Origin of the sequence: Bacillus paranthracis, assembly GCF_024296885.1 — a bacterium.
In the GTDB taxonomy this organism is placed as follows: Bacteria; Bacillota; Bacilli; order Bacillales; family Bacillaceae_G; genus Bacillus_A; species Bacillus_A paranthracis.
In genome coordinates, this window is record NZ_CP101135.1 from 1,455,221 (window position 1) to 1,476,354 (window position 21,134).

Annotated in this window: 24 protein-coding genes, 1 riboswitch and 1 other annotated feature; of the genes, 15 read left to right on the plus strand and 9 right to left on the minus strand. The window is 34.7% G+C overall.

The annotated features are described in order from the left end of the window. Positions 1–162: a hypothetical protein gene (locus tag NLJ82_RS07425; protein ID WP_001095993.1), complete on the minus strand. Its 162-nt coding sequence runs from the start codon at positions 160–162 to the stop codon at positions 1–3. 102 nt (positions 163–264) lie between these two features. Next, the gene (locus NLJ82_RS07430; protein ID WP_000726429.1) at positions 265–1,536 is read right to left on the minus strand and encodes a murein hydrolase activator EnvC family protein; all 1,272 of its coding nucleotides are present in this window, start codon (positions 1,534–1,536) and stop codon (positions 265–267) included. Between the two features lie 494 nt (positions 1,537–2,030). Here NLJ82_RS07430 and gltP point away from each other — a divergent pair, with 494 nt between their 5' ends. The 9 genes from gltP (at position 2,031) to NLJ82_RS07475 (ending at position 9,742) form a co-directional block, all read left to right on the plus strand. Next, positions 2,031–3,302 (plus strand): glutamate/aspartate:proton symporter GltP, encoded by a 1,272-nt coding sequence (gene gltP / locus NLJ82_RS07435; protein WP_000821149.1) that lies wholly within the window; start codon positions 2,031–2,033, stop codon positions 3,300–3,302. A 66-nt stretch (positions 3,303–3,368) separates the two neighbouring features. Further along, positions 3,369–3,887, plus strand: a complete 519-nt coding sequence (locus tag NLJ82_RS07440; RefSeq protein WP_000824633.1) for a ribonuclease FAU-1 family protein — start codon at positions 3,369–3,371, stop codon at positions 3,885–3,887. 120 nt (positions 3,888–4,007) lie between these two features. Next, positions 4,008–4,113: riboswitch (SAM riboswitch) on the plus strand. 94 nt (positions 4,114–4,207) lie between these two features. After that, complete coding sequence (locus NLJ82_RS07445) at positions 4,208–5,524, plus strand: Na+/H+ antiporter NhaC family protein (protein ID WP_000665476.1); 1,317 nt, start codon at positions 4,208–4,210, stop codon at positions 5,522–5,524. A gap of 228 nt (positions 5,525–5,752) precedes the next feature. Then, positions 5,753–6,109, plus strand: coding sequence for a lmo0954 family membrane protein (locus NLJ82_RS07450; RefSeq protein ID WP_000808648.1), 357 nt, complete (start codon positions 5,753–5,755; stop codon positions 6,107–6,109). Between the two features lie 45 nt (positions 6,110–6,154). Continuing rightward, a complete protein-coding gene (locus tag NLJ82_RS07455) occupies positions 6,155–6,817 on the plus strand; it encodes a PspA/IM30 family protein (RefSeq protein WP_000814144.1) in 663 nt (220 codons plus the stop codon). 106 nt (positions 6,818–6,923) lie between these two features. Next, the gene (gene liaF, locus NLJ82_RS07460; protein ID WP_000716088.1) at positions 6,924–7,664 is read left to right on the plus strand and encodes a cell wall-active antibiotics response protein LiaF; all 741 of its coding nucleotides are present in this window, start codon (positions 6,924–6,926) and stop codon (positions 7,662–7,664) included. Beyond that, positions 7,664–8,719, plus strand: coding sequence for a sensor histidine kinase (locus NLJ82_RS07465; protein WP_254754648.1), 1,056 nt, complete (start codon positions 7,664–7,666; stop codon positions 8,717–8,719). The genes liaF and NLJ82_RS07465 overlap by 1 nt, the downstream gene beginning before the upstream one ends. After that, the gene (locus NLJ82_RS07470) at positions 8,716–9,348 is read left to right on the plus strand and encodes a response regulator (protein ID WP_000598709.1); all 633 of its coding nucleotides are present in this window, start codon (positions 8,716–8,718) and stop codon (positions 9,346–9,348) included. The genes NLJ82_RS07465 and NLJ82_RS07470 overlap by 4 nt, the downstream gene beginning before the upstream one ends. Before the next feature lie 124 nt (positions 9,349–9,472). Then, positions 9,473–9,742, plus strand: coding sequence for a DUF3992 domain-containing protein (locus NLJ82_RS07475; protein WP_238389565.1), 270 nt, complete (start codon positions 9,473–9,475; stop codon positions 9,740–9,742). Between the two features lie 23 nt (positions 9,743–9,765). Here the strand turns inward: NLJ82_RS07475 and brnQ3 are convergent, their stop codons facing one another. Then, a complete protein-coding gene (gene brnQ3, locus NLJ82_RS07480) occupies positions 9,766–11,121 on the minus strand; it encodes a branched-chain amino acid transport system II carrier protein BrnQ3 (protein ID WP_001099146.1) in 1,356 nt (451 codons plus the stop codon). Between the two features lie 57 nt (positions 11,122–11,178). Then, positions 11,179–11,437 (minus strand) — a binding site (T-box leader). A 270-nt stretch (positions 11,438–11,707) separates the two neighbouring features. On the opposite strand from brnQ3, the gene NLJ82_RS07485 reads away from it, so the two are divergent. Continuing rightward, a complete protein-coding gene (locus NLJ82_RS07485; RefSeq protein ID WP_000880630.1) occupies positions 11,708–11,917 on the plus strand; it encodes a hypothetical protein in 210 nt (69 codons plus the stop codon). 39 nt (positions 11,918–11,956) lie between these two features. Here NLJ82_RS07485 and NLJ82_RS07490 read toward each other — a convergent pair whose 3' ends face one another. After that, complete coding sequence (locus NLJ82_RS07490) at positions 11,957–12,733, minus strand: class I SAM-dependent methyltransferase (protein ID WP_001122122.1); 777 nt, start codon at positions 12,731–12,733, stop codon at positions 11,957–11,959. 108 nt (positions 12,734–12,841) lie between these two features. Between NLJ82_RS07490 and NLJ82_RS07495 the strand changes: the two genes are divergently transcribed. After that, positions 12,842–13,693 (plus strand): YhfM domain-containing protein, encoded by an 852-nt coding sequence (locus NLJ82_RS07495; protein ID WP_001253243.1) that lies wholly within the window; start codon positions 12,842–12,844, stop codon positions 13,691–13,693. A gap of 104 nt (positions 13,694–13,797) precedes the next feature. On the opposite strand, the gene NLJ82_RS07500 is transcribed toward NLJ82_RS07495, so the two are convergent. Then, positions 13,798–13,995 carry a hypothetical protein gene (locus tag NLJ82_RS07500; RefSeq protein ID WP_001053353.1) on the minus strand — a complete coding sequence of 66 codons (198 nt, stop codon included), beginning with the start codon at positions 13,993–13,995 and terminating at the stop codon, positions 13,798–13,800. Positions 13,996–14,146: 151 nt separating this feature from the next. Between NLJ82_RS07500 and NLJ82_RS07505 the strand changes: the two genes are divergently transcribed. The 3 genes from NLJ82_RS07505 to hmpA all read left to right on the plus strand — a co-directional run bounded on the left by NLJ82_RS07505 (position 14,147) and on the right by hmpA (position 17,249). Next, positions 14,147–15,244, plus strand: a complete 1,098-nt coding sequence (locus NLJ82_RS07505; RefSeq protein WP_000794508.1) for a site-2 protease family protein — start codon at positions 14,147–14,149, stop codon at positions 15,242–15,244. A gap of 114 nt (positions 15,245–15,358) precedes the next feature. Further along, positions 15,359–15,877: a hypothetical protein gene (locus tag NLJ82_RS07510; RefSeq protein WP_000735215.1), complete on the plus strand. Its 519-nt coding sequence runs from the start codon at positions 15,359–15,361 to the stop codon at positions 15,875–15,877. 163 nt (positions 15,878–16,040) lie between these two features. Continuing rightward, positions 16,041–17,249, plus strand: a complete 1,209-nt coding sequence (hmpA, locus tag NLJ82_RS07515; RefSeq protein WP_000947721.1) for an NO-inducible flavohemoprotein — start codon at positions 16,041–16,043, stop codon at positions 17,247–17,249. 33 nt (positions 17,250–17,282) lie between these two features. Here the strand turns inward: hmpA and NLJ82_RS07520 are convergent, their stop codons facing one another. Continuing rightward, complete coding sequence (locus NLJ82_RS07520) at positions 17,283–17,795, minus strand: Crp/Fnr family transcriptional regulator (protein ID WP_000600590.1); 513 nt, start codon at positions 17,793–17,795, stop codon at positions 17,283–17,285. Positions 17,796–17,964: 169 nt separating this feature from the next. Here NLJ82_RS07520 and NLJ82_RS07525 point away from each other — a divergent pair, with 169 nt between their 5' ends. After that, positions 17,965–18,192 carry a hypothetical protein gene (locus NLJ82_RS07525; protein WP_000882907.1) on the plus strand — a complete coding sequence of 76 codons (228 nt, stop codon included), beginning with the start codon at positions 17,965–17,967 and terminating at the stop codon, positions 18,190–18,192. A 294-nt stretch (positions 18,193–18,486) separates the two neighbouring features. Here the strand turns inward: NLJ82_RS07525 and NLJ82_RS07530 are convergent, their stop codons facing one another. The 3 genes from NLJ82_RS07530 to NLJ82_RS07540 all read right to left on the minus strand — a co-directional run bounded on the left by NLJ82_RS07530 (position 18,487) and on the right by NLJ82_RS07540 (position 21,035). Then, positions 18,487–19,287, minus strand: a complete 801-nt coding sequence (locus tag NLJ82_RS07530; protein WP_000455758.1) for a sulfite exporter TauE/SafE family protein — start codon at positions 19,285–19,287, stop codon at positions 18,487–18,489. A gap of 117 nt (positions 19,288–19,404) precedes the next feature. Further along, positions 19,405–20,403 carry an inorganic phosphate transporter gene (locus NLJ82_RS07535; RefSeq protein ID WP_000380271.1) on the minus strand — a complete coding sequence of 333 codons (999 nt, stop codon included), beginning with the start codon at positions 20,401–20,403 and terminating at the stop codon, positions 19,405–19,407. Between the two features lie 11 nt (positions 20,404–20,414). Beyond that, a complete protein-coding gene (locus tag NLJ82_RS07540) occupies positions 20,415–21,035 on the minus strand; it encodes a DUF47 domain-containing protein (protein ID WP_000231448.1) in 621 nt (206 codons plus the stop codon). Between the last annotated feature and the right edge of the window lie 99 nt (positions 21,036–21,134).

Below are 21,134 nucleotides of genomic sequence, written 5' to 3' on the forward strand. Positions count from 1 at the left end.
TTATGTTGTAGGTGTATTTAGTAAGCGATTATATGCTTTGTAGGCTGTGATGACTGCGAGGAATGATCCGATTAAAAATAAAACTGAGCCACCAAATGTAAATATCCGGCCAATAAAAGTCTCTCTAGCTTCTTGTATTTCTTGCTGTAATTGTGTATTCATATAATTCACCCCGTAAACTATAGGCATTTAGTTATAGTCTATGTAGAATGCCTATAGTGTGTGAAGTGGAAATAAAAGAACTCGGTATGCACCGAGTTTTTTTTATAATCCGATATAAGGAGATGGATCAACTGCGTTTGTCTTGCCGACATTCCATTCTCCCAGATGAAGTTCGAAGTGTAAATGTTGTCCGTATGATTGGCCAGTATTCCCCATAAATCCAAGTTGAGTTCCTTGTTTTACAGTTTGTCCATTTGATACAGAACGGCTACTCATATGAGCATATACTGTTGTATATGTTTTTCCGTTAATACGGTGAGATAAGTACACAACATTTCCGTAACTAGATGATAATTCTGAGCGAATAACAACGCCATCTGCAGCGGCAATAATTGGAACAGTTCCTGAAGCAGCAATATCGATTCCTTTATGGTTATCTATAGAGCGTACGCCAAAACCAGAAGTTTTTGATCCAGCTGCTGGTTTAATAAATCCTCCGATGTTTGTATCGTGTGGTGTTGGGGCCGCTTGAGCTGTTTGAGCAGATGTAGCAGCTTGTTTACGAGCTTCTTCCGCCTTGCGAGCTTCCTCAGCTTTACGAGCTTCTTCTGCGCGTTTTTCTTCTTCAATTGCCTTTTGAATAGCTTGACGCTGATTTTCTAAAATGCCTTTAGATTCTTCTAATCCTTCAATCTCTGAATCTACTTTTGCTACTTTCGTATGTAGATCGCTAATAAGAGTTTGTTGCTGTTGTTGGTTGTTTTGTAATTCTTGTTGTTTTTGTTCTAATTTTTGCTCGGATTCTTTCAGTTGTTGCTCTTTTTTCTCAACAGCCTCTTTTTCTTTCGTCACAGCATCTTGGTCATTTGTTTGTTTTTTCACAATATCAGTATCATTATTTAAAATTAAACTGACAGAGTACATATTATCAACAAGATCAGCAATGTTTGCAGAATTTGTTAATACTTCCGTAATGATATTTGTGCGAGGTTTTTCTTGCATAGATTGCAGTCGTTGCTTAATAACTTCCTGACGCGTATCTATGTTTGTTTGTAATTGCTCTATATGTTTCTTTTTTTCAGTAATTACTTGTTGTGTCTTACTAATTTCTTTTTTTGTATCGTTTAATTCAGCTTCGTTTTTATTAATAGAAGTAGTTAAATCGTCGATTTTCTTTTGTAATTCTTGAATTTCTTTTTCTATTTGTTCTTTCTCGGCTGATTTATTTTGTAAGTCATTTTGTTTTCCTTCTAATTCAGATTGAATATTAGATAATTTATCCTGATTCGTTTCAGCGTATGCGGGTGAAAGTAACGGGGAAGCAAAAATCGTTCCTGCTGCTAAAACGCTGAACGCTACAAATTTCTTTTTCATGGTTGTCTGGCTCCTTTCCCTATGAATGTTATATATCATAAGAAGAAGAGTGTCTATCGTTGTAACCATAATGTAAAGAAAATTTTATAAAATTACTAAGTTTTGTCGGAATTTATCATTTTTTTACGGTAATTGTAATGGTGATTCTCTTTCTTAATTTGTGTAACAAAGGTGTGTTCTGGATTGCGTTTTGTTAAATAAAGGAATAAATAGGTCTATTTTATGTAGTGAAATTTAATTTGGAAACTCAATAAAATACTAGTAAGGAATCGTTCTCATGTTAGGTTTTCTGACATGGGTTTTATTTTTGTCAAGAAAATTATTTGCGTTCAGGCAAACTTATTTTGTTGTCAGATTTTAAATTTTGATTTATGATTTTTAACAGGGACAAAATGTAGTGAATTGTCGAATAATATGTAATACTCTTAATTTCAAGTTTTATAGATATAGAATGAGAGGTAGAGTGACACATCGAAGAGGGGGTTACAACAAATATGAAAAGAATAGGACTTGCATGGCAAATATTAATAGGACTTGTGCTTGGTATTGCGGTTGGTGCGATTTTCTTTGGCAATCCAGCAGTGGTGAGTTACTTACAACCAATTGGTGATATTTTCATCCGACTAATTAAAATGATTGTAGTACCGATTGTTGTAGCAAGTATTGTTGTTGGGGTTGCTGGTGTTGGCGATGTTAAAAAATTAGGTCGACTAGGCGGAAAAACAATTATTTACTTTGAAATTATTACAACAATTGCAATTATTGTCGGTCTATTAATTGCGAATATTTTCCAACCAGGAAAAGGCGTAAATATGGAGCAGTTAACAAAGACAGATATTTCGAAATATACACATACGACAGAGCAAGTACAAAGTCATTCGTTTGCAGATACATTTGTAAATATTGTTCCAACAAACATTGTAAAGTCATTAGCTGACGGAGATATGCTTGCTATTATCTTCTTCTCTGTATTATTTGGTTTAGGTGTAGCAGCAATTGGTGAAAGAGGAAGACCGGTTCTTCAATTTTTCCAAGGTGTAGCTGATGCGATGTTTTACGTAACAAATCAAGTTATGAAATTTGCACCATTTGGTGTGTTTGCACTAATTGGAGTTACAGTTTCTACATTTGGTCTTGCTTCGTTAATTCCATTAGGGAAATTATTAATTGTAGTATACGGGGCAATGATTTTCTTCGTTGTAGTTGTCTTAGGACTTACAGCGAAAATATTTGGAATTAACATTTTCCAATTCTTTAAGATTTTAAAAGACGAGCTGATCTTAGCATATTCTACAGCGAGTTCAGAAACAGTTTTACCGAAAATCATGGAGAAGATGGAGAAGTTCGGTTGTCCGAAAGCAATTACATCTTTCGTTATTCCGACAGGTTATTCATTTAACTTAGATGGATCAACTTTATATCAAGCAATTGCGGCTATTTTCTTAGCGCAAATGTACGGTATTGATTTATCCATTACACAACAAATTACATTATTGCTTGTATTAATGGTTACATCAAAAGGTATCGCAGGTGTACCAGGCGTATCGTTCGTTGTATTATTAGCGACACTTGGTACAGTAGGTATTCCACCTGAAGGTTTAGCGTTTATTGCAGGTATTGACCGTATTCTAGATATGGCTCGTACAGCAGTTAACGTTGTAGGTAACTCTTTAGCAGCTGTAGTTATGTCTAAATGGGAAGGTCAATATGACGCTGAAAAAGGACAAGCCTACTTGAAAGAAATTTCTAATAAGCAAGCAGCGTAATTATAATTTGAACAAGCTCTCACATAATATGTGGGGGCTTTTCTATATAGAAGGGGAGCAGACGTAATGAAACGTAAATATGGTGACGGTTCTTCGTGGGAGCGACTACTAGAGAAGGATTATACGGTTAAGCAAATAGAAGAAGGAATGCTAGGAATACTGGAAATAAAAAAGGTGAGAGAACCTAGTTGTAAAGAATATGACGGTAAAGAGCTATGTATTGCTGGCAATCAGTATACGTGGATTCAATATTTCATAGACAAGAAAAACTTTGCGATTACCGCTATGTTAGATGATCAAAAGGAATTAGTGCAATATTATATCGATGTGGCGAAAGACTATGAAATAGACGAGCGTGGTTTACCGTATTTTGATGATTTATATTTAGATGTAGTATTATTACCGAATGGTAAAATCTATGTATTGGATGAAGATGAGTTAGAGGATGCTTATAAAAGTGGTGATGTTACAAAAGAAGAGTATGAGTTAGCTTGGTACACTACAAAGTGGATTATAGCTGCAATAAAAAATAATGAATTTTATTGGATTTCAATATTGGAAGAAGAAATCAAAAAGTTAAAATGATTATTGTATTCAAATTTTTGTATAATTACCAAAAAAATCTATACAAAAAATAATTGACTTTTGTTTTGTAAGCGAGTAAAGTTAGGGAAGAAATTATTATTAAAAAATAAATATGAAACCTTCTTATAAAGAGAGGCGGAGGGACTGGCCCTACGATGCCTCGGCAGCGGACTCGATTTCAGAGTGCTGTGCCAAATCCAGCAAGCATATGCTTGAAAGATGAGAAGAGCGTTTCTTATAGATGTATAAGACCTCTTCTCGTTGGAAGAGGTCTTTTGTTATTCATTAGAAAAAGGTTGAAACTAGGGAGAGATGGTACTTTGAAAGAAACGAGAGGAAATGGTTTGGCATTATTACCACTTGGGATATTTTTGGCGCTATTTATTGGTTCTGGAATTATTACAGGTGATTTCTATAAATTGCCGATACTTGTAGCAATTTCAATTGCTGTAGGAGTCGCTTTAGCAATGAATCGTAAAGAAAGTTTTCATGTAAAAGTGGAACGATTTGCTAAAGGTGCAGGGAACCCAGACATTATGATTATGGTTCTAATTTTTGTACTGGCAGGAGCATTTTCTGAAACAGCAAAAGGGATGGGTGGCGTTGATTCTACAGTTAACTTAGCGTTATCAATTTTACCACAAGGATTTATCGTAGCTGGCATTTTCGTTATAGGAGCATTTATTTCATTAGCGATGGGAACTTCAATGGGAACAATTGCTGCATTAGCACCAATTGCTGTAGGTATTAGTGGGCAAACTGATATCTCAATTGCACTTACGATGGCTACTGTTGTTGGCGGAGCGATGTTTGGTGATAATTTATCATTTATTTCAGATACAACAATCGCAGCTGTACGTTCACAAGGAACAGAAATGAAAGATAAGTTTAAAACGAACTTTTTAATTGTATTACCAGCGGCTATTATTACAATCGTACTATTAGTAATCATTACTTTAGGAAGTGATACGCAGATTAAAGCGCATAGCTTTGACTGGATAAAGATTTTACCGTATGCAGGAGTACTTATTACAGCGCTACTTGGTTGGAATGTACTTATCGTGTTAACTGGTGGAACTGTACTATCTGGGGTTATCGGTCTTTTAGATGGGAGTTATACGTTAGAGAGTTTCTTTAAAAGTGTAACGACTGGAATGGGCGGTATGATGGAGTTAGTATTACTCGCTATTTTAATTGGCGGTATGGTCGAATTGATTCAATATAATGGTGGCATTCAATATTTAATGAATATTTTAACGCGTAACATTCGTTCAAAAAAAGGAGCAGAGTTCGGTATAGCTGGTTTAGTAGGTATGACGAATATGTGTACAGCGAATAATACCATTTCTATTATCTTTACAGGTCCGCTTGCGAAAAACATTGCAGATCAATATGAAATTGATCCTCGTAAATCAGCGAGTGTATTAGATCTTTTCTCGTGCTGTGTGCAAGGGTTAATTCCGTATGGTGCGCAAATGTTAACAGCAGCAGGATTTGCGGCGTTATCTCCAATTGAACTGTTACCATATGCGTTTTATCCAATCTTAGTTGGAGTATGTGGAATCATTTCTATATTAATTGGTTTCCCGAGGTTTTCTAAAGTAGCGGAAAAGAAAGAGTATCATAAAACAGCATAATGAAAATGAAGTGTATGAAAAGTAACGAAAGCCGTACAGAGAATGTTCTCTGTACGGCTTTTTATGTGCGGGAAAAGAGTGAATGATCCCATGCTACCGTATGTTTTTACAAAAGGCTGAATGCAACTCGGTCTTAAGTCTGAGTTAAAAACGGTTCTTAAGCTCGTTATGGAAAAAAGAAAAAATAGTTAAGATAAGAGTATCAAATCGAAGGGAGGCAAGCACAAGATGAAACAATTTCTAGCGTTTATCGCGGCTGGTATTTTAGCTTTAATTGCTCTTGGTAGTCTTGCTGGTATTGTAGGATTCGCAATCGGAGCAGGAGTTGTGTACTGGAGCTATAAATCATTTGTGCGAGCACAATCATTTTTTGGAAAGTTAGCTTGGGGTATTGTTGGTTTGATCGGCTTGTCCATCGCCCTTTCTCATTCCCCAGCATTAATTGGTATTGCAGCATTAGTAGTTTTATACTACGGATACCGTGAGTGGAAAAAAGAAAAAGATGTAGTTGTTGATTCTGCTCCAGAAAGTTCTAAACCATATAGCAACTTTGAAGATGAGTGGAACAAGTTAATGAAAAACTAATATAAAATCAATCAAATTTATAAAGTAGAAGAGAGGAAGATTATAATGAAACAATCTTTATTCGGACGTGTACGCGATGCAATTTTAGCAGATTTTCATAATGTGTTAGATGAGAAAGAAAGAAAAAATCCAATTGCTATGTTAAATCAATATTTACGTGATAGTGAGCGTGAAATAACAAAAATTGAGAAGTTAATTCAGCGTCATAAAACATTAAAATCTAACTTTGCTCGTGAGCTTGAGCAAGCACGTTATTTCGTGAATAAAAGATCTAAGCAAGCGATCATCGCTCAAGAAGCAGGCGAATTACAACTACATGAGCGTGCATTAGAAGAAGTAGCTTATTATGAAGGGCAAGTAACTCGATTAGAAGAAATGTATACAGGTGTTGTAGAACAAATTGATGAGTTAGAGCGTCGTCTTTCTGAAATGAAAAATAAATTAAAAGAAATGCACGCAAAACGTATGGAATTAATGGCACGTGAAAATATGGCACATGCAAATCGTCGTATGAATACTGCGATGCATAAAATGGATGAAAATAATCCATTCTTACGCTTTGAAGAAATTGAAGATCATATTCGCGACTTAGAAACTCGTATGAACGAGGAGCATGAACGTGATACATTTGATATGAAGATTGCAAAGCTTGAGCGTGAAATGAAAGAAAAGAATGATGTATCGTTAACGAAAGAGTTAACAAAATAATAGTAGTATATTATAAAACAGGCTTATGATATAGTGATAGGAGAAAAGGTGTTGGAAAGCAATGCCTTTTCTTCTATGTATATGTGACAAGAAGGGGGGAGCTGAAATGAAGAAACATTTTTCAAAGACACAATTAATGGGGATGCTCCTCATCATATTTGGATTCGGTCTTTTTCTTGATATGATACTTGGACATTTTGAACCAGGTGGTCTCATTTTTGCATTTATTATGCTTATGTTTGGAAGACATTATCGTAAAAAGAATCGTTATGTACGGGGAAATGTATTTTTATTTATTGGTGGTATCGTATTTTTATTCTTCTTATTTTCATCAGCAGCATTTGTTCTTGTCGTATTTGCTTGTTTAGCTTTAATTGGTTATCAATTGATTCAACAAGGACATAAGCAAAAGGCAATGAAGGTTGAAATTAAAGAAAAAGGGATTATAGACGAAGAGAAGCAAATATATCGTACAGAAACATATTTGAAAAATATGTTTGTAGGCAATGTACGAATGATGGATCATATTTATGAACTTGAGGATATAAATGTTCAATATGGTGCTTGTGATGTGGAAATAGATTTAACAACTGCCATGATTCCAGAAGGAGAAACGGTAATTGTTATTCGGGGTGTCGTTGGTAATATTCGTTTATATGTGCCATATGATATTGAACTGTCTTTAAATCATTCTGTTATTGTCGGACGTGTGCTCTTGCCAGGTCATGAGGAGACAGGGTTTAACCGCAATGTTACATTTAGAACAGAGCAGTATAAAGAGGCACCTCGTCGTATTAAAATTATTTCTTCGCTTGTCGTAGGCGATACGGAAGTGAGGAAAGTATAATGAAGAAACAAAAAAATATTTCGTGGATGTATATTCGTTATTCTATGTTGTCCTCAGTTAGTATCGCACTCATTTGTACAATTGTATATGTATGGAAAAGTGAGCAACAAGTATATGATTTATTATGGAAGGAATCCATCGCTTCTGTTCCAATTGGCTTGTTTATTATGACTACAAGTTTACTTATCGGGGGAATTGTAGGATATGCAATCGGTTACTATATAGAGCAGCGTATACAAGGGTTAAATACGTTTCTATTTGAAGTGGAGCGAGGGAATTTTCCAAGCGATGTTTCGTTTACTGCAGATGATGAATTTCATGAAGTGGAACGAAAAGTAATCGGTCTGGCTCGTCGATTAGAGGAGCAAGCTGGACTCTTTCAAAAAGTAACGAATGAACGAGCTCATTGGAATGAAGAGATGAGACAAGAAGCGATTTCCCAAGAAAGGCATCGATTGGCGAGGGAGCTGCATGATTCTGTAAGTCAGCAGCTTTTTGCAATGTCGATGATGATGTCGGCTATTAATGAACAAGTAGCTGAATTTCCAGAAACGACGAAAAAGCAGTTACAGCTCGTTGAAAATATGGTTGTAAATGCACAGTCAGAAATGAGAGCATTGCTTCTTCATTTACGCCCAGTACAGTTAGAAGGTAAGAAACTAACAGAAGGTATAGAAGAATTATTAACAGAACTATCTAGAAAGCAACATATGAAAATTGAATGGTTAATTGAACCGATTCAATTAAAAAAAGGTGTAGAAGATCACTTATTCCGCATTGTACAAGAGGCGCTATCTAACACTTTACGTCATGCGAAGGCAAAGAAAACGGAAGTGCGTCTTCGAAAAATTGATCAATATGCAATATTGAAAATTATTGATGATGGTGTAGGTTTTAAAGTAGGAGTGAATAAGGCTGGTTCTTACGGATTAAGGTCAATACAAGAGCGTGTTCATGAAATTGCTGGGACATTAAAGGTACTTAGTTTTCCAAATAAAGGTACACAAATAGAAGTAAAAGTACCGATTATGATTGAGAGAGGGGGAGAATCATGATTAAAGTATTACTAGTGGATGATCATGAAATGGTTCGAATGGGTGTATCAGCATATTTATCAACGCAGCCAGATATTGAAGTAGTTGGAGAAGCTGAAAATGGAAGAAAAGGTTCAGAGTTAGCTTTGCAATTAAGGCCGGATATTATTTTGATGGACCTTGTCATGGATGAGATGGATGGTGTTGAAGCAACACGTGCTATTATTCAAGAATGGCCAGAAGCAAAAATTGTAGTTGTAACGAGCTTTTTAGATGATGAGAAATTGTATCCTGTTATTGAGGCCGGAGCGACAAGTTATTTATTAAAAACATCAAGAGCGAGTGATATAGCAGACGCTGTACGAGCTACTTATGATGGAGAAACGGTATTAGAGCCGAAAGTTACTGGTAAAATGATGTCTCGTATGCGTCAGAAGAAAGAACAACCTTTGCATGAGGAGTTAACAGAAAGAGAGTCTGAAATTTTGTTATTAATTGCAGAGGGGAAAAGTAATCAAGAGATTGCAGACGAGTTGTTTATTGCCCTCAAAACAGTAAAGACACATGTGAGCAATATATTAAATAAGCTAAATGTAAGTGACCGGACACAGGCAGTTATTTATGCGTTTCGACATCAATTGACGAAATGAGAAAGTGAAATTTTAACCAGTGGGGTGGTCCCCACTGGTTATTAGTTTGTACAAAATCTTTTTATTGACGCTAATAAATGTAAGCGTTATCATTTAGTTGTTAACAGTACATACAAAGGGGAGAATGTATATGCTAGTTCAAACGATATTTGGCATGGATAAATCAAAAAAATTAGGGGATTATGTGAACGCATTACAAGCGCTTTGTGAACAATATAATGTTGAAACAGATAAAATTGCAATTGTTGAGGCGACAGAAGAGTACTATTTATTTTTAATAAAGCAAGAAGAGTGCTACGATGTTGTCAAAGTAGAAACAGTGGATACAAATATTGACTATTATACGAAAGCGTATAAAATAAGCAGTTTTAATCATACTGCTTATCGAAAGTAAAAAACTCCCTTTTGGGAGTTTTTTTAGGATGCTTTTACTTCACGAGATTCGGTTAGTAAGGGAACTTTTTTCGCGCCACTTAGCTTAGCGATTGCAAGGCCAATAAGAGCTCCGGCTAATGCAGGTACTAGCCAACCTATTCCTTCATTATATAAAGGGATAAATTCAAAATATGATGTGATAAATGAAACTGAAATACCACCTTGTTTTAATCCATCAAATACGCTTACAATTGCAGCTCCAATTAAAGCACCTACATAAACAGAGCGATATCCACCAAAATATTTATGAAGTAACGATAGTAGAACAAGTACAATCGCAACTGGATATACAACAAGTAGAATTGGAACAGAGATGGAAATGATTTTTGTTAAACCTAAGTTGGCAACTAATAATCCCAATACACAAATGATACTTGCGAACGTTTTGTATGAAAATTTAGTCAATAATGTCGAGAAATATTGACTACATGCAGATACAAGTCCAACACATGTTGTTAAGCAAGCGAGTGTAACGATAAGAGATAATAAAAGTAGACCATATGGACCGAATAATTGTTGTACGATCACAGTAAGTAATTGTCCACCATTCTTTGCATATCCGAGCGAGACGCTAGTTGCACCGAGCCAGCCAAGCGCACCATATACAAGTACGAGGCCAGTAGCAGCAATAAGTCCAGCTTTGGCTGTTGCGATGGCAATGGATTTACGATCCTTTACACCTTTAGAGCGAATGGTATTTACAACGATAATTCCAAATGCAAGTGCTGAAATGGTATCCATCGTTAAGTATCCTTCCATAAAGCCTTTGAAAATCGGAGAAGTTTGATACTCTTGCATTGCAGGTCCTGATTGTCCAAGTGGTGTAAAGACACTTTTAACAAACAATAAGAAAATAGAGAGTAATAAAATAGGTGTTAATATATTTCCAATACGATCTACAAGTTTAGATGGATTCAAACTCAGCCAATATACGATAGCAAAGAAGATGATTGTATATACAAAAAGTACGAGGTTGCTAGAGCGAATCGTTTCTGGTAAAAAAGAACTAGCGCCCATTTCATAAGCGACATTTGCAACGCGTGGAATACCCATAGAAGGGCCAATGGCGATGTATACAACTACCGTAAAGAATATTCCGAATAATGGGTGAACATGACTTGCAAGTTGTTGCATACCATTTCCTGATAAAGAAATTGCGATAACTGTTAGTAGTGGTAAACCGACTCCTGTTAGTAAAAATCCAATCATTGCCGGCCAAAAGTTTTCACCTGCATTTTGTCCAAGCATGGGAGGGAAAATTAAATTACCTGCCCCAAAAAATAAAGAAAATAGCATAAGACCCGTGAAAAAAATATGTTTTTTTGATACAGTGTTCATTGTTTTTCCTCCTTTTTTAAAATTCATTTGTAAGAACACAAAAAACTCGTCCCTAAAGAAAGGGACGAGTTATATTTACCCGCGATACCACCCTAATTTATACATGTAGAAATAATTCTATATGTATACGGCTTTGCAACGTACAACATGATACGTGTTCCTTGTAACGGGGGACAGCCGGTAAGAACTTACTATAACATTCGGTTCTACTTCTCGGAGATGATTTTCGGCTACGCACTGAACGTTGGCTTTCAGCAAATCGCCAACTCTCTGGGGAACAGTTCTATAACGTACTCGTTCTCGTCAATGAATTTTTATTCAAGTATTCTGACAGTATTGTTACATTTTTTTTTTAGAAAGTCAATATATTTTTTAATAAAAAATATATATGCGGAAATGTTATTTGTTTTGAAATGAATAGTTGATGTAAATTGAATTGTAAAACAGAAGTAAAAATTTGCGGAGAATTGTAAAAATTATAGAGAAAGTTGATATTTATAAGAGTAAAGAAGGGATTATTTGAATTTACAGAGAATAATACAACAATCCACTTGCTGGAAAGAACAAACCAAAAGAGGTGACTGGAATGCTTGCGATGGGAGTATTATTTGGCATTATTGCTATAATTGGTTTTATGTGGTTATATTATTCGCGTTCGTTTAAACAAGCAGAAGTTTTACTCTTTCAAAAAGGTAGTTTGTTGACAAATCAGTCTAGATATTTAGTATGTCCGAAGTGTGGAAGTGCACAGGCCAGAAGTGGAGGGTATCAAGAGTGTTGCAAAATTAGATTATGAAAGGAGGAAGCCTCACATTATTTTGTGAGGCTTCCTTCCTTACAACTTCATGGCGCTCCAAATGGTCCACCGATCCCTTTCGATAATAGGAGAGACGTTTTGTAAGGCAGTCTGTACTTGTTGTAGAAGTTGAGAAAGTTCATAATCTGTTAATTCGTATAGAATGGATCGACCTGTTCGGGGGGATAAATCTTGCAATAATGCTTCGACAGACTCATGTATTTTTCGTACTTCCCATTGTGTTTGAGTGGGGAACACGTGAAGAAAATATTTTTGTAATTCTTGTTGTATCGTGGTGGTTTTTGGTCGTCTTTTTGATTCTATTTCGATAAGTTTCGGAAATATAGAGAAAAAATATCCACGAATGTGTTCAGGGCTTCCAGGAATTGTACAATCTTCAATGGTTCGGTCTTGTACAATAAGTACACCGTTTTTCTTTAATATACGAGAAGCTTCACGTAGAAATGTAGGAATGTCTTGCAAATGATGAATAACCGCACGCGAAATAACAATGTCGAATGTATCGTTAGGATATGGAGTACTATGTGCATCACCGTGAATGAATGAAATATTTGAAAATCCACTACAGTTTTCTTTTGCAGCTTGTAATATTTCTTTTGAAAAATCAAGCCCAACAACACTTTTTGCTCCCATAAGAGCAAGTTCTTTCGTATAAATCCCGCCACCACAGCCGATATCAATTATTCGTTTGTTTTGTATGTCTGTAATATTTTTTATCATTTCTCTCCAAGAAATATGGGCGTTTCGCTGTGCGTATGTGTATTTATTATTTGCATCGTGAAAATTAATGGGCATGAAAAAGACCTCCTTTCAATGCTTAGTATAGCGTATTTTATAGTGTGTCACGTTTTTGTTTTTTATATGAAGATTATAAGAGTTTCTTATTGTAAAAGGAGGATTAAGGTGAGAAGGAAATATGTAGTGCTATTATTTGCTATGTTACTAGCATCTTGTAGTCAAGTTGAGCAAAAAAAAGAAACAAAAAAAGTGGAAGAGACGGTGAATGAAGTGAAAGAAACAATAGAGGTAACCGTTATACAAAAAAAAGATAAAGAGAAAAAGTTACAGGAATCTGAAGCTAATGTAGTAATAGACATTATAGATAAAGCTGAGAAACAAGAAATAACAGGTAGCTTCGGTGAACCTGAATATGAAATACAAATTAGTAGAGGTGGGAAAAAGGAAACATATTATGCATGGCTAAGAGGAGAGGACAGAAAAGGATGGATACAACATAAGAAAGCTATGTATATGCTGAATAAAAAGGATACAGAAAAGCTTTTGGCTATATTTCCAAATGTATCAGAACAAAAAGAAGATGAGATACAAGTAGGTCCTTTAACGGAAGTAACGAAAAAAGATTTGCAGATTACCGCGTTTCATATTAAAGCGGGCGATCAAAAAGTGAATTATACAGTACGGTATACGATTTCACAATCACTATACAACAAGTTAGAGAAGGAACAAAAATACTATTTGCAGGTTATTTTTCCAGAAAAAGTTCAAAAATTAATTGGAGCAAAAGAGAGTGAAAAAATCTTAGGAGAAAAGGTAAAGGAAGGATATAAACAGTATGAATTGCATGCTACTGTTCCGGTACAAGGTGCTTCAGAATCACAATTAAAGTCATTAGAAACATATTATGAAAATTATGATTTAAAAATATTAAATAGTAAACAAGAAAAAATAGGTGTTTTTCAAAATATTATTCAAATTGTTAAAGAGTATGGTGAAAAAATGAATTTACAAAGGTAAAGTGAATCTTTATTTAGTCCTTACGGATTGGGGTGAATAAAAATTTGTCAATTTTATATGTACTTTCCTAGGAAATGATAATAGAGAGGGGACGCCCCTCTCTATTACTTTGCTTTTGCAGATGGCTCATTCATTGATTTTCGTGTAATAAGGAAAGAAATCATAAGAGCGGAAAGGATGATAAGGGCAATAAATACGTGATTGGGCAACAAATCTAATAATAATACGTAACTAACGGTATAAAAAATAAGAGTTGAAGCTAAAAACGATAGAGCGCCTATTATGAGAGATTGTAAATTCAATTGTGCACACCTCCTTTTATTTATATTTTTGGCTAAAAATGGATTATATAAACATTATTTCTAACAATAGAAAAAAATATGTCATAATAGAGAAAAGAACAAGCTTTGATGAATGTATATGATTCATTAATGAAAGATAAAGGAGAGGAATATGAAAAATAATAAAAAAGGATTATGGGGAATTCTTGTTGCAATAGGGCTATTTTTACTTTCTAAGTTAAAGTGGGTATTTGCAATTTTTAAATTAGCAAAGTTTTCAACGGTATTTAGTATGTTTCTATCACTTGGTGCGTACGCGGTTATATATGGTTGGAAATTTGGGGTAGCGCTCATTTATTTGTTGTTTATTCATGAAATGGGCCATTTATGGGCTGCGAAAAGAAAAGGTATACCAACATCGCCAGCAATATTTATTCCATTTATGGGCGCTCTTATTGGGATGAAAGAGATGCCTAAAAATGCAAAAGATGAAGCATATATTGCCTATATGGGACCTCTTTTCGGATTACTTTCATTTTTACCGGCTATTCCACTTTATATGATAACGAAAGAGCCGTTTTGGGCGCTCATTATTTTACTCGGAAGTATGATTAATTTCTTTAATTTAATTCCGGTTTCTCCGTTAGACGGGGGACGGATTATTTCAGTTGTAAGTACGAAAATTTGGGGAGCGGGGCTTGTTTTATTACTTGGGTATTCAATTTATTTTAAAAGTATTTTGGGAGGATTTATTGTTATTATCGGCTGTATGGAATTGTATAGAGTAATAAAAAGAGATGAGCCAATTAAGGAATTAGGATATAAAATTGATGGAATGAAAGAATATGTTGCAAGGCTTGAAGAGGAGTTAAAAGAAACTGGTGCTGTGCATCGAAATATATATATGATGCAACATGAAATAAATGTATTAAGGCAAAAAGAAAGAGAGAAAGAATTAAAAACAGGAGAATTTCAAAAGATTGAAGTGTTAGAGTATTTGTTACCGAAGTTTGAGCCACTGGATTACGTCCCGTATGAAGATGAAAAAGAAACACATACCATTCATATAAGAGAAGCATTTGAAATGTCAGAAAGAAAATTAGAGGAATGGGATGCGGAAAAGAGACAACAGGAAAACTACTATAAAGTGGATACAAAAACGAAATGGACGGTATTTGCTTGTTATATCGGATTAATGGCTATACTTGGCTACGTAGCTTATGAAGGATATATTGTTTTACAAGAACATTTGCCAACGAGAAATGTATAAAAGAATATTGTCGAAATGATAGGAAGAATTTATACAGGAATTATATTTCTACGAGAGAATGTTACAAGTATAGTCATACATTGTAATATCTTTAGTAGAGAAGGAGTTCTGTATATGAAGAAATTGTTAAATGTATTCGTGATTATTATCGTAATGATCATTGCGAGCTATAGTCTTATGAAAGTATTATTACATTATGCGAATAAGCCCGCTGAGATAAGTACAACAGCTGAAATAGAAGATGTGCAAGAAGAGACAAAAGTACTAGATTTTATTCGTATGACACATGAAAGTTATAATAATTTCTTAAATTATGGTAAAGCAGAGAATTATACAGAAGGGGACTGGAACCAATTTAAACAATGGTTTCAACAACAAGAATCATCGTTAAAAAATATACATACAGACATAAAGAATGAAAAAATAAAACGTGATGTAAATAGAAGCTATGAAATTGTAAAAAAAGGTGTGGAGCTCCAAAATATTGAGTATGTAGTGTATGCACATCGCGTATACCATGACTTAGACATTATTGTAAATAAATATAGGGGTGAAACGAACATCTGGGGGTATACAGAAGTTGGAGATGGGAAAGATATAAGGGTAATTGAACAAGCGATACAGTCTAAATAATAAGCGAGCTAGCTAGCATTCTAGTTGGCTTATTTTATTTTGTAAGTTCAATGTTCATATATTTTTCACAAAAACACCGTGTTAATAGTGATTAAAATCACAATCTGTATTATACAATTCAGTTAAACTAAAAACAGTTAAGGAAATAGAGGAGTGGGATACAATGTTAAGTGAAAAAACAATTGAAATCGTAAAGTCAACAGTACCATTATTACAGGAAAAAGGCGTTGAAATTACAACGAGATTTTATGAAATTTTATTTTCGGAACATCCGGAGTTATTGAATATTTTCAACCATACAAATCAGAAAAAGGGAAGACAACAACAAGCGTTAGCGAATGCTGTTTATGCAGCTGCAACGTACATTGATAATTTAAAAGCTATTATTCCAGTTGTAAAACAAATTGGTCATAAGCATAGAAGTTTAGGTATTAAAGCAGAGCATTATCCGATTGTAGGTACATGTTTATTACGTGCAATTAAAGAGGTCGCAGGTGCACCTGATGAAGTATTAAACGCATGGGGAGAAGCGTATGGTGTCATTGCTGATGCATTCATTAGCATTGAAGCAGAGATGTATGAAGAAGCGGCACATAAAGAAGGTGGATGGAAAGATTTCCGTAACTTTGTAGTTGTTAAAAAAGTGAAGGAAAGCGATGTTATTACGTCATTTTATTTAAAACCTGAAGATGGAGGGAAAGTTTCTTCATTCATCCCGGGACAATATGTAACGGTTCAAATAAATATCGAAGGTGAAACATATACACATAATCGTCAATATAGCTTATCAGATGCTCCTGGAAAAGAATATTATCGTATTAGTGTAAAGAAAGAAAAAGGTATAGATACGCCGGATGGTAAAGTATCTAATTACTTACATGATCATGTAAAAGAAGGCGATATGTTACCAGTAAGTGCACCAGCAGGGGATTTCGTATTAAATATGGATTCAACTTTACCAGTTGTCTTAATTAGTGGTGGAGTAGGTATTACACCAATGATGAGTATGCTAAATACGTTAATTGAACAAGATTCAAAACGTAATGTATGTTTTGTTCATGCAGCGATAAATAGTAATACACATGCAATGAAAGAACACGTTGAGGCAGTAGATAATGAATATGAACAAGTTAAAGCATATACTTGTTATTCTGCACCAACTGAAAAAGATTTAGAAATGAAGAACTTTGATAAAGAAGGTTTTGTTGAAAGAGAATGGTTACAAACTATTATTCCGACAACTGAAGCAGAGTTTTATTTCTGTGGTCCAATACCATTTATGAAATATATAAATGCTGTACTAACTGATTTAGGTGTGAAACAAGAACATATTCATTATGAATTTTTCGGTCCAGCAGCAAGTTTACAATAAATTGAGCTTTAAGAAGCAAAAAAAAACGAGGTGTTATTTTACCTCGTTTTTTATTTGTTCTCGTAATAGTCGATTTACTGTTTCACGGCGTATACCGATCAGTTGACCAATTTCAGTTTGCGTTAATATTTCATATATAGGAATGTCACCTAAATATAGTGTGAACCATTCTTGTAAGCGATGAAGGCGTTCTTTCGGAGAGACGGTCGTCAATTGGTCGATACGTTGCTGCATCATTCTTAATTTTGACTGTAATTGCATAGCGATATTTGCATATGATGCAGGATCCGCTTGAAGTTGATCATACCATTCATTACTCATTATAGGTTCAACTTCTGTTTTCATTAAAGCGATTGCTGTACCGTGATATTCCTTCGGTGAAATTAAAGAATGGTGAGGTATAGTTTCTCCTGGAACGATAATATTGAATAGAAATGGTGTTCCATTTTCTTCTAACCTTACTACTTTTAATAAACCTGTTTTTATAAAATATAAAGGACCGTCCTCACCTTGACGGAATAGTACATCTCCTTTGTGTAAAATCAATGTTAGCCCCCCATTTAAACATCTCTATTTCTTGTATGTTAGCGTATATGTATAAAGATAATATACTTTACAACAGCAATTTCATTGACGAAATATATGCTATTACAGTAGTATACTATTTAGTGTGTAATAGTACTAGCAATGAATACGCTGTAGGGGGTTTAGTATATTGTTAGATGCGATAAAAATGACGGATATGAGAATTCCAGCGAATGCCATCATTCATGTAGAAGAGATGAAAGGTGGAGTCGTGTTATCCGTTGAAGTAGATGGCCAAATTATTTATACGATGGCTTATGATGAAGAAACAGATAGTTATGCTGAATTATATGATCGAAACGATAAGAGGGCGTGCCAAGTACATGAAGATTTTATGGGATGGTCACTTCTTCATTAAAAAAGATGTCAATATGACATCTTTTTTTATTAAACCGATAGAATATACAAAGAAATGAAATATAAGGATAAAATTTGTAATAAATGATTTTGCATTGTTAGCACTTTGTAACTGCAACTGAATTATTTTTTCGCTATCATAAAGATAACAGTCGCAGTCATAGGAGTGGTCAACGTGAAGAAAGTACATATTTCCAATTACATGTTATTATGTGTTTGTCTAATTTTATTTGTTCTCTTAGGAGGATTTTTATATTCATGTGTATAAGAAAAAACGCATTCTAAAAAGAACGCGTTATAAAAAAGAAGTAATGATTAATCTAGTCCCAAGAATAATTAATGTGATACGCAATAAATTAATTACGGCGTTACCGCTTAATTTTGTATTAATATATGCCCCGATTTTTCCACCAATCCATGCACCAGGAATAAGAATTAATGCGTAAATCCAGCTGACATTTCCAAGGGAGATGTGAGTTGCAGAACTTACAATTGCTGATAGAAATACGATAAACATCGAAGTTGCTACAGCAATATGTGCTGGGAATGCAAAAAGTAGCATCATTGCTGGAACAAGTAAAGCACCGCCACCAATTCCAAATAATCCAGATATAAAACCAACTATAAAGGCGATAAAGATAGCGAGAAGCGGTGGGAATTGATAGTGTACAGTGTTTCCTTCGTTATCTGTAAAAGAGCGCTTGATTACAGTCATATTTGATAAAGAAAGGGGTTTTAATTTGTCTCGTAACATAAGAAGAATGGAGACAAAAATAAGAAAAATCCCAAAATATAAAGAAAATGTATCTTGGTTTAAAAATTTATTCGCCCACGAGCCGATGATACCACCAGGGCCACTCCCGATAAATAAAATAAGTCCACTTTTGTAATCTACTCTTTTATGCTTCATATAAGTAAGGGTGGAAGATAGTCCCGTAAAAACGACTGTTACCATTGAAGTTCCTACTGCAAGTTGTGGTGACAGGCTATGTAATCCGATTAATAACGGAACAATAATAATTCCGCCGCCAAGTCCGACTAGACTCCCGACTGTCCCGGCGATTAGCCCGATGAAAAGTAACATGATGTATTCCAAAATTGCCAACTCCTCTATATAACTTATCCACCAATTATTATACACGCTTTTTCATGAGAAAAAGCTTTGTTCACAAAAAAGTCGTCTTCCTAGAAAAATAAGGAAGACGACTTTTAATTAAAAGATTAAGTGTAATAAAGAATAAAATAAAGCAGCTAATGAAGCTGAAATAGGAAGTGTAATAACCCAAGTAATCAACATGCGTTTTGCAGTTCCCCATTTTACACCTTTTACACGATGAGAAGCACCAACCCCTAAAATAGAAGAGGAGATAACGTGCGTCGTACTAACTGGTAAGTGAATGAATGTTGCCCCGAAAATAACAAGAGATGATGATAAATCAGCAGCTACACCATTTACAGGACGAATTTTCATAATTTGTCCACCGACAGTTTTAATAATTTTCCATCCGCCGACAGAAGTACCAAGACCCATTGCAATGGCACAAGATAATTGTACCCAGAACGGGATGTCGCTAGAAGTATGATAACTATTCGCCATAAGAGCCATTGTAATAATTCCCATTGCTTTTTGCGCATCATTCGTACCATGTGTATAAGCTTGTAATGCAGCAGTGAAAATCTGGAATATACGGAAGTTTTTGTTCGTCTTCGTTAAATTAAAGTTTTTAAAGACGACTTTAAAAATACTGTATACGATATAACCAATAACAAATGCGATAATTGGTGAAATGATTAAAGCTTCAATAATTTTTATGAATCCTTTAAAGTTTAATGAACTAAAACCAGCAGCAGCGATAGCTGCACCTGCGATGGAGCCAATGATTGCATGCGAAGAACTACTTGGAATACCGTAGTACCAAGTAATCAAATTCCATGCTATTGCCGCAAGTAAAGCGGCTAAAATTACAAGAGAACCATTTTGTAAAGCGAACGGATCAACGATATCTTTCGTAATCGTTTTTGCTACACCTGTAAATGTCATCGCACCTAAAAAGTTCATAATAGCTGCCATAATAATTGCATGTCTAGGCTTTAGAGCTTTCGTTGAAACAGCCGTTGCAATAGCGTTTGCTGTATCGTGAAATCCATTAATAAAGTCAAAAGCTAAAGCGCAAATGACTACTAAAACGGTCAGTATCAAGAGTGTATCCATGATCAAACTCCTTACGCGTTCTTCATAATAATTGTTTCTAATACGTTTGCAACGCTTTGGCAGCTATCCGCTACTTCTTCAAGCTCTTCGTAAATCTCTTTGTATTGAATGATCTTAATTGGATCTTTTTCACGAGAGAATAAGTGCTTAATCGCGTGACGGCGAATATCATCACATTGTGATTCATAATCTTTAATCTTAATCGCATTTGTACGAATGTCGACTAATTTTTTGTTAGACATTAATTCAACAGAGTTTGCAATTTCAATCGCACATTGATTAATTGCTTCTACGAATTTAATCATGTATTCATCAGCTTCTGTAATAGAATACATTTCGAATAGACCAGCACTATGATCTAATCCGTCTAATACATCATCCATACTCATTGCAAGCTGTAGGATGTCCTCACGTTCAATAGGAGTAATAAACGCTTTGTTTAGCTCCATAATGATTTCGTGAATAAATGAGTCACCTTTTGACTCATACTCTTTCATGCGCATAGAAAACTCTTTTAAATCGCTAGCATTTTTAATTTTATACTCCACGAAAAACTGCGCGCCTTCTTTTAAATTTTCGGAAACATTCATTAACATTTCAGAAAATTTATCTTTTTTTGATTTAAAGACCATTATTAGTTACCCCCACAAAAGTAATATATGTAAAATATATTGGCTAGTCAATTCTAACAAAAAACTGTCGTTTTTTAAAACATTTTATCGAAAAGTTTA

Coding starts and splice junctions, on each gene's coding strand:
- NLJ82_RS07425 (WP_001095993.1), bottom strand. CDS start 162: ATGAATACACAATTACAGCAAGAAATACAAGAAGCTAGAGAGACTTTT.
- NLJ82_RS07430 (WP_000726429.1), bottom strand. CDS start 1,536: ATGAAAAAGAAATTTGTAGCGTTCAGCGTTTTAGCAGCAGGAACGATT.
- gltP (WP_000821149.1), top strand. CDS start 2,031: ATGAAAAGAATAGGACTTGCATGGCAAATATTAATAGGACTTGTGCTT.
- NLJ82_RS07440 (WP_000824633.1), top strand. CDS start 3,369: ATGAAACGTAAATATGGTGACGGTTCTTCGTGGGAGCGACTACTAGAG.
- NLJ82_RS07450 (WP_000808648.1), top strand. CDS start 5,753: ATGAAACAATTTCTAGCGTTTATCGCGGCTGGTATTTTAGCTTTAATT.
- NLJ82_RS07455 (WP_000814144.1), top strand. CDS start 6,155: ATGAAACAATCTTTATTCGGACGTGTACGCGATGCAATTTTAGCAGAT.
- liaF (WP_000716088.1), top strand. CDS start 6,924: ATGAAGAAACATTTTTCAAAGACACAATTAATGGGGATGCTCCTCATC.
- NLJ82_RS07465 (WP_254754648.1), top strand. CDS start 7,664: ATGAAGAAACAAAAAAATATTTCGTGGATGTATATTCGTTATTCTATG.
- NLJ82_RS07470 (WP_000598709.1), top strand. CDS start 8,716: ATGATTAAAGTATTACTAGTGGATGATCATGAAATGGTTCGAATGGGT.
- NLJ82_RS07475 (WP_238389565.1), top strand. CDS start 9,473: ATGTATATGCTAGTTCAAACGATATTTGGCATGGATAAATCAAAAAAA.
- brnQ3 (WP_001099146.1), bottom strand. CDS start 11,121: ATGAACACTGTATCAAAAAAACATATTTTTTTCACGGGTCTTATGCTA.
- NLJ82_RS07485 (WP_000880630.1), top strand. CDS start 11,708: ATGCTTGCGATGGGAGTATTATTTGGCATTATTGCTATAATTGGTTTT.
- NLJ82_RS07490 (WP_001122122.1), bottom strand. CDS start 12,733: ATGCCCATTAATTTTCACGATGCAAATAATAAATACACATACGCACAG.
- NLJ82_RS07505 (WP_000794508.1), top strand. CDS start 14,147: ATGAAAAATAATAAAAAAGGATTATGGGGAATTCTTGTTGCAATAGGG.
- NLJ82_RS07510 (WP_000735215.1), top strand. CDS start 15,359: ATGAAGAAATTGTTAAATGTATTCGTGATTATTATCGTAATGATCATT.
- hmpA (WP_000947721.1), top strand. CDS start 16,041: ATGTTAAGTGAAAAAACAATTGAAATCGTAAAGTCAACAGTACCATTA.
- NLJ82_RS07535 (WP_000380271.1), bottom strand. CDS start 20,403: ATGGATACACTCTTGATACTGACCGTTTTAGTAGTCATTTGCGCTTTA.
- NLJ82_RS07540 (WP_000231448.1), bottom strand. CDS start 21,035: ATGGTCTTTAAATCAAAAAAAGATAAATTTTCTGAAATGTTAATGAAT.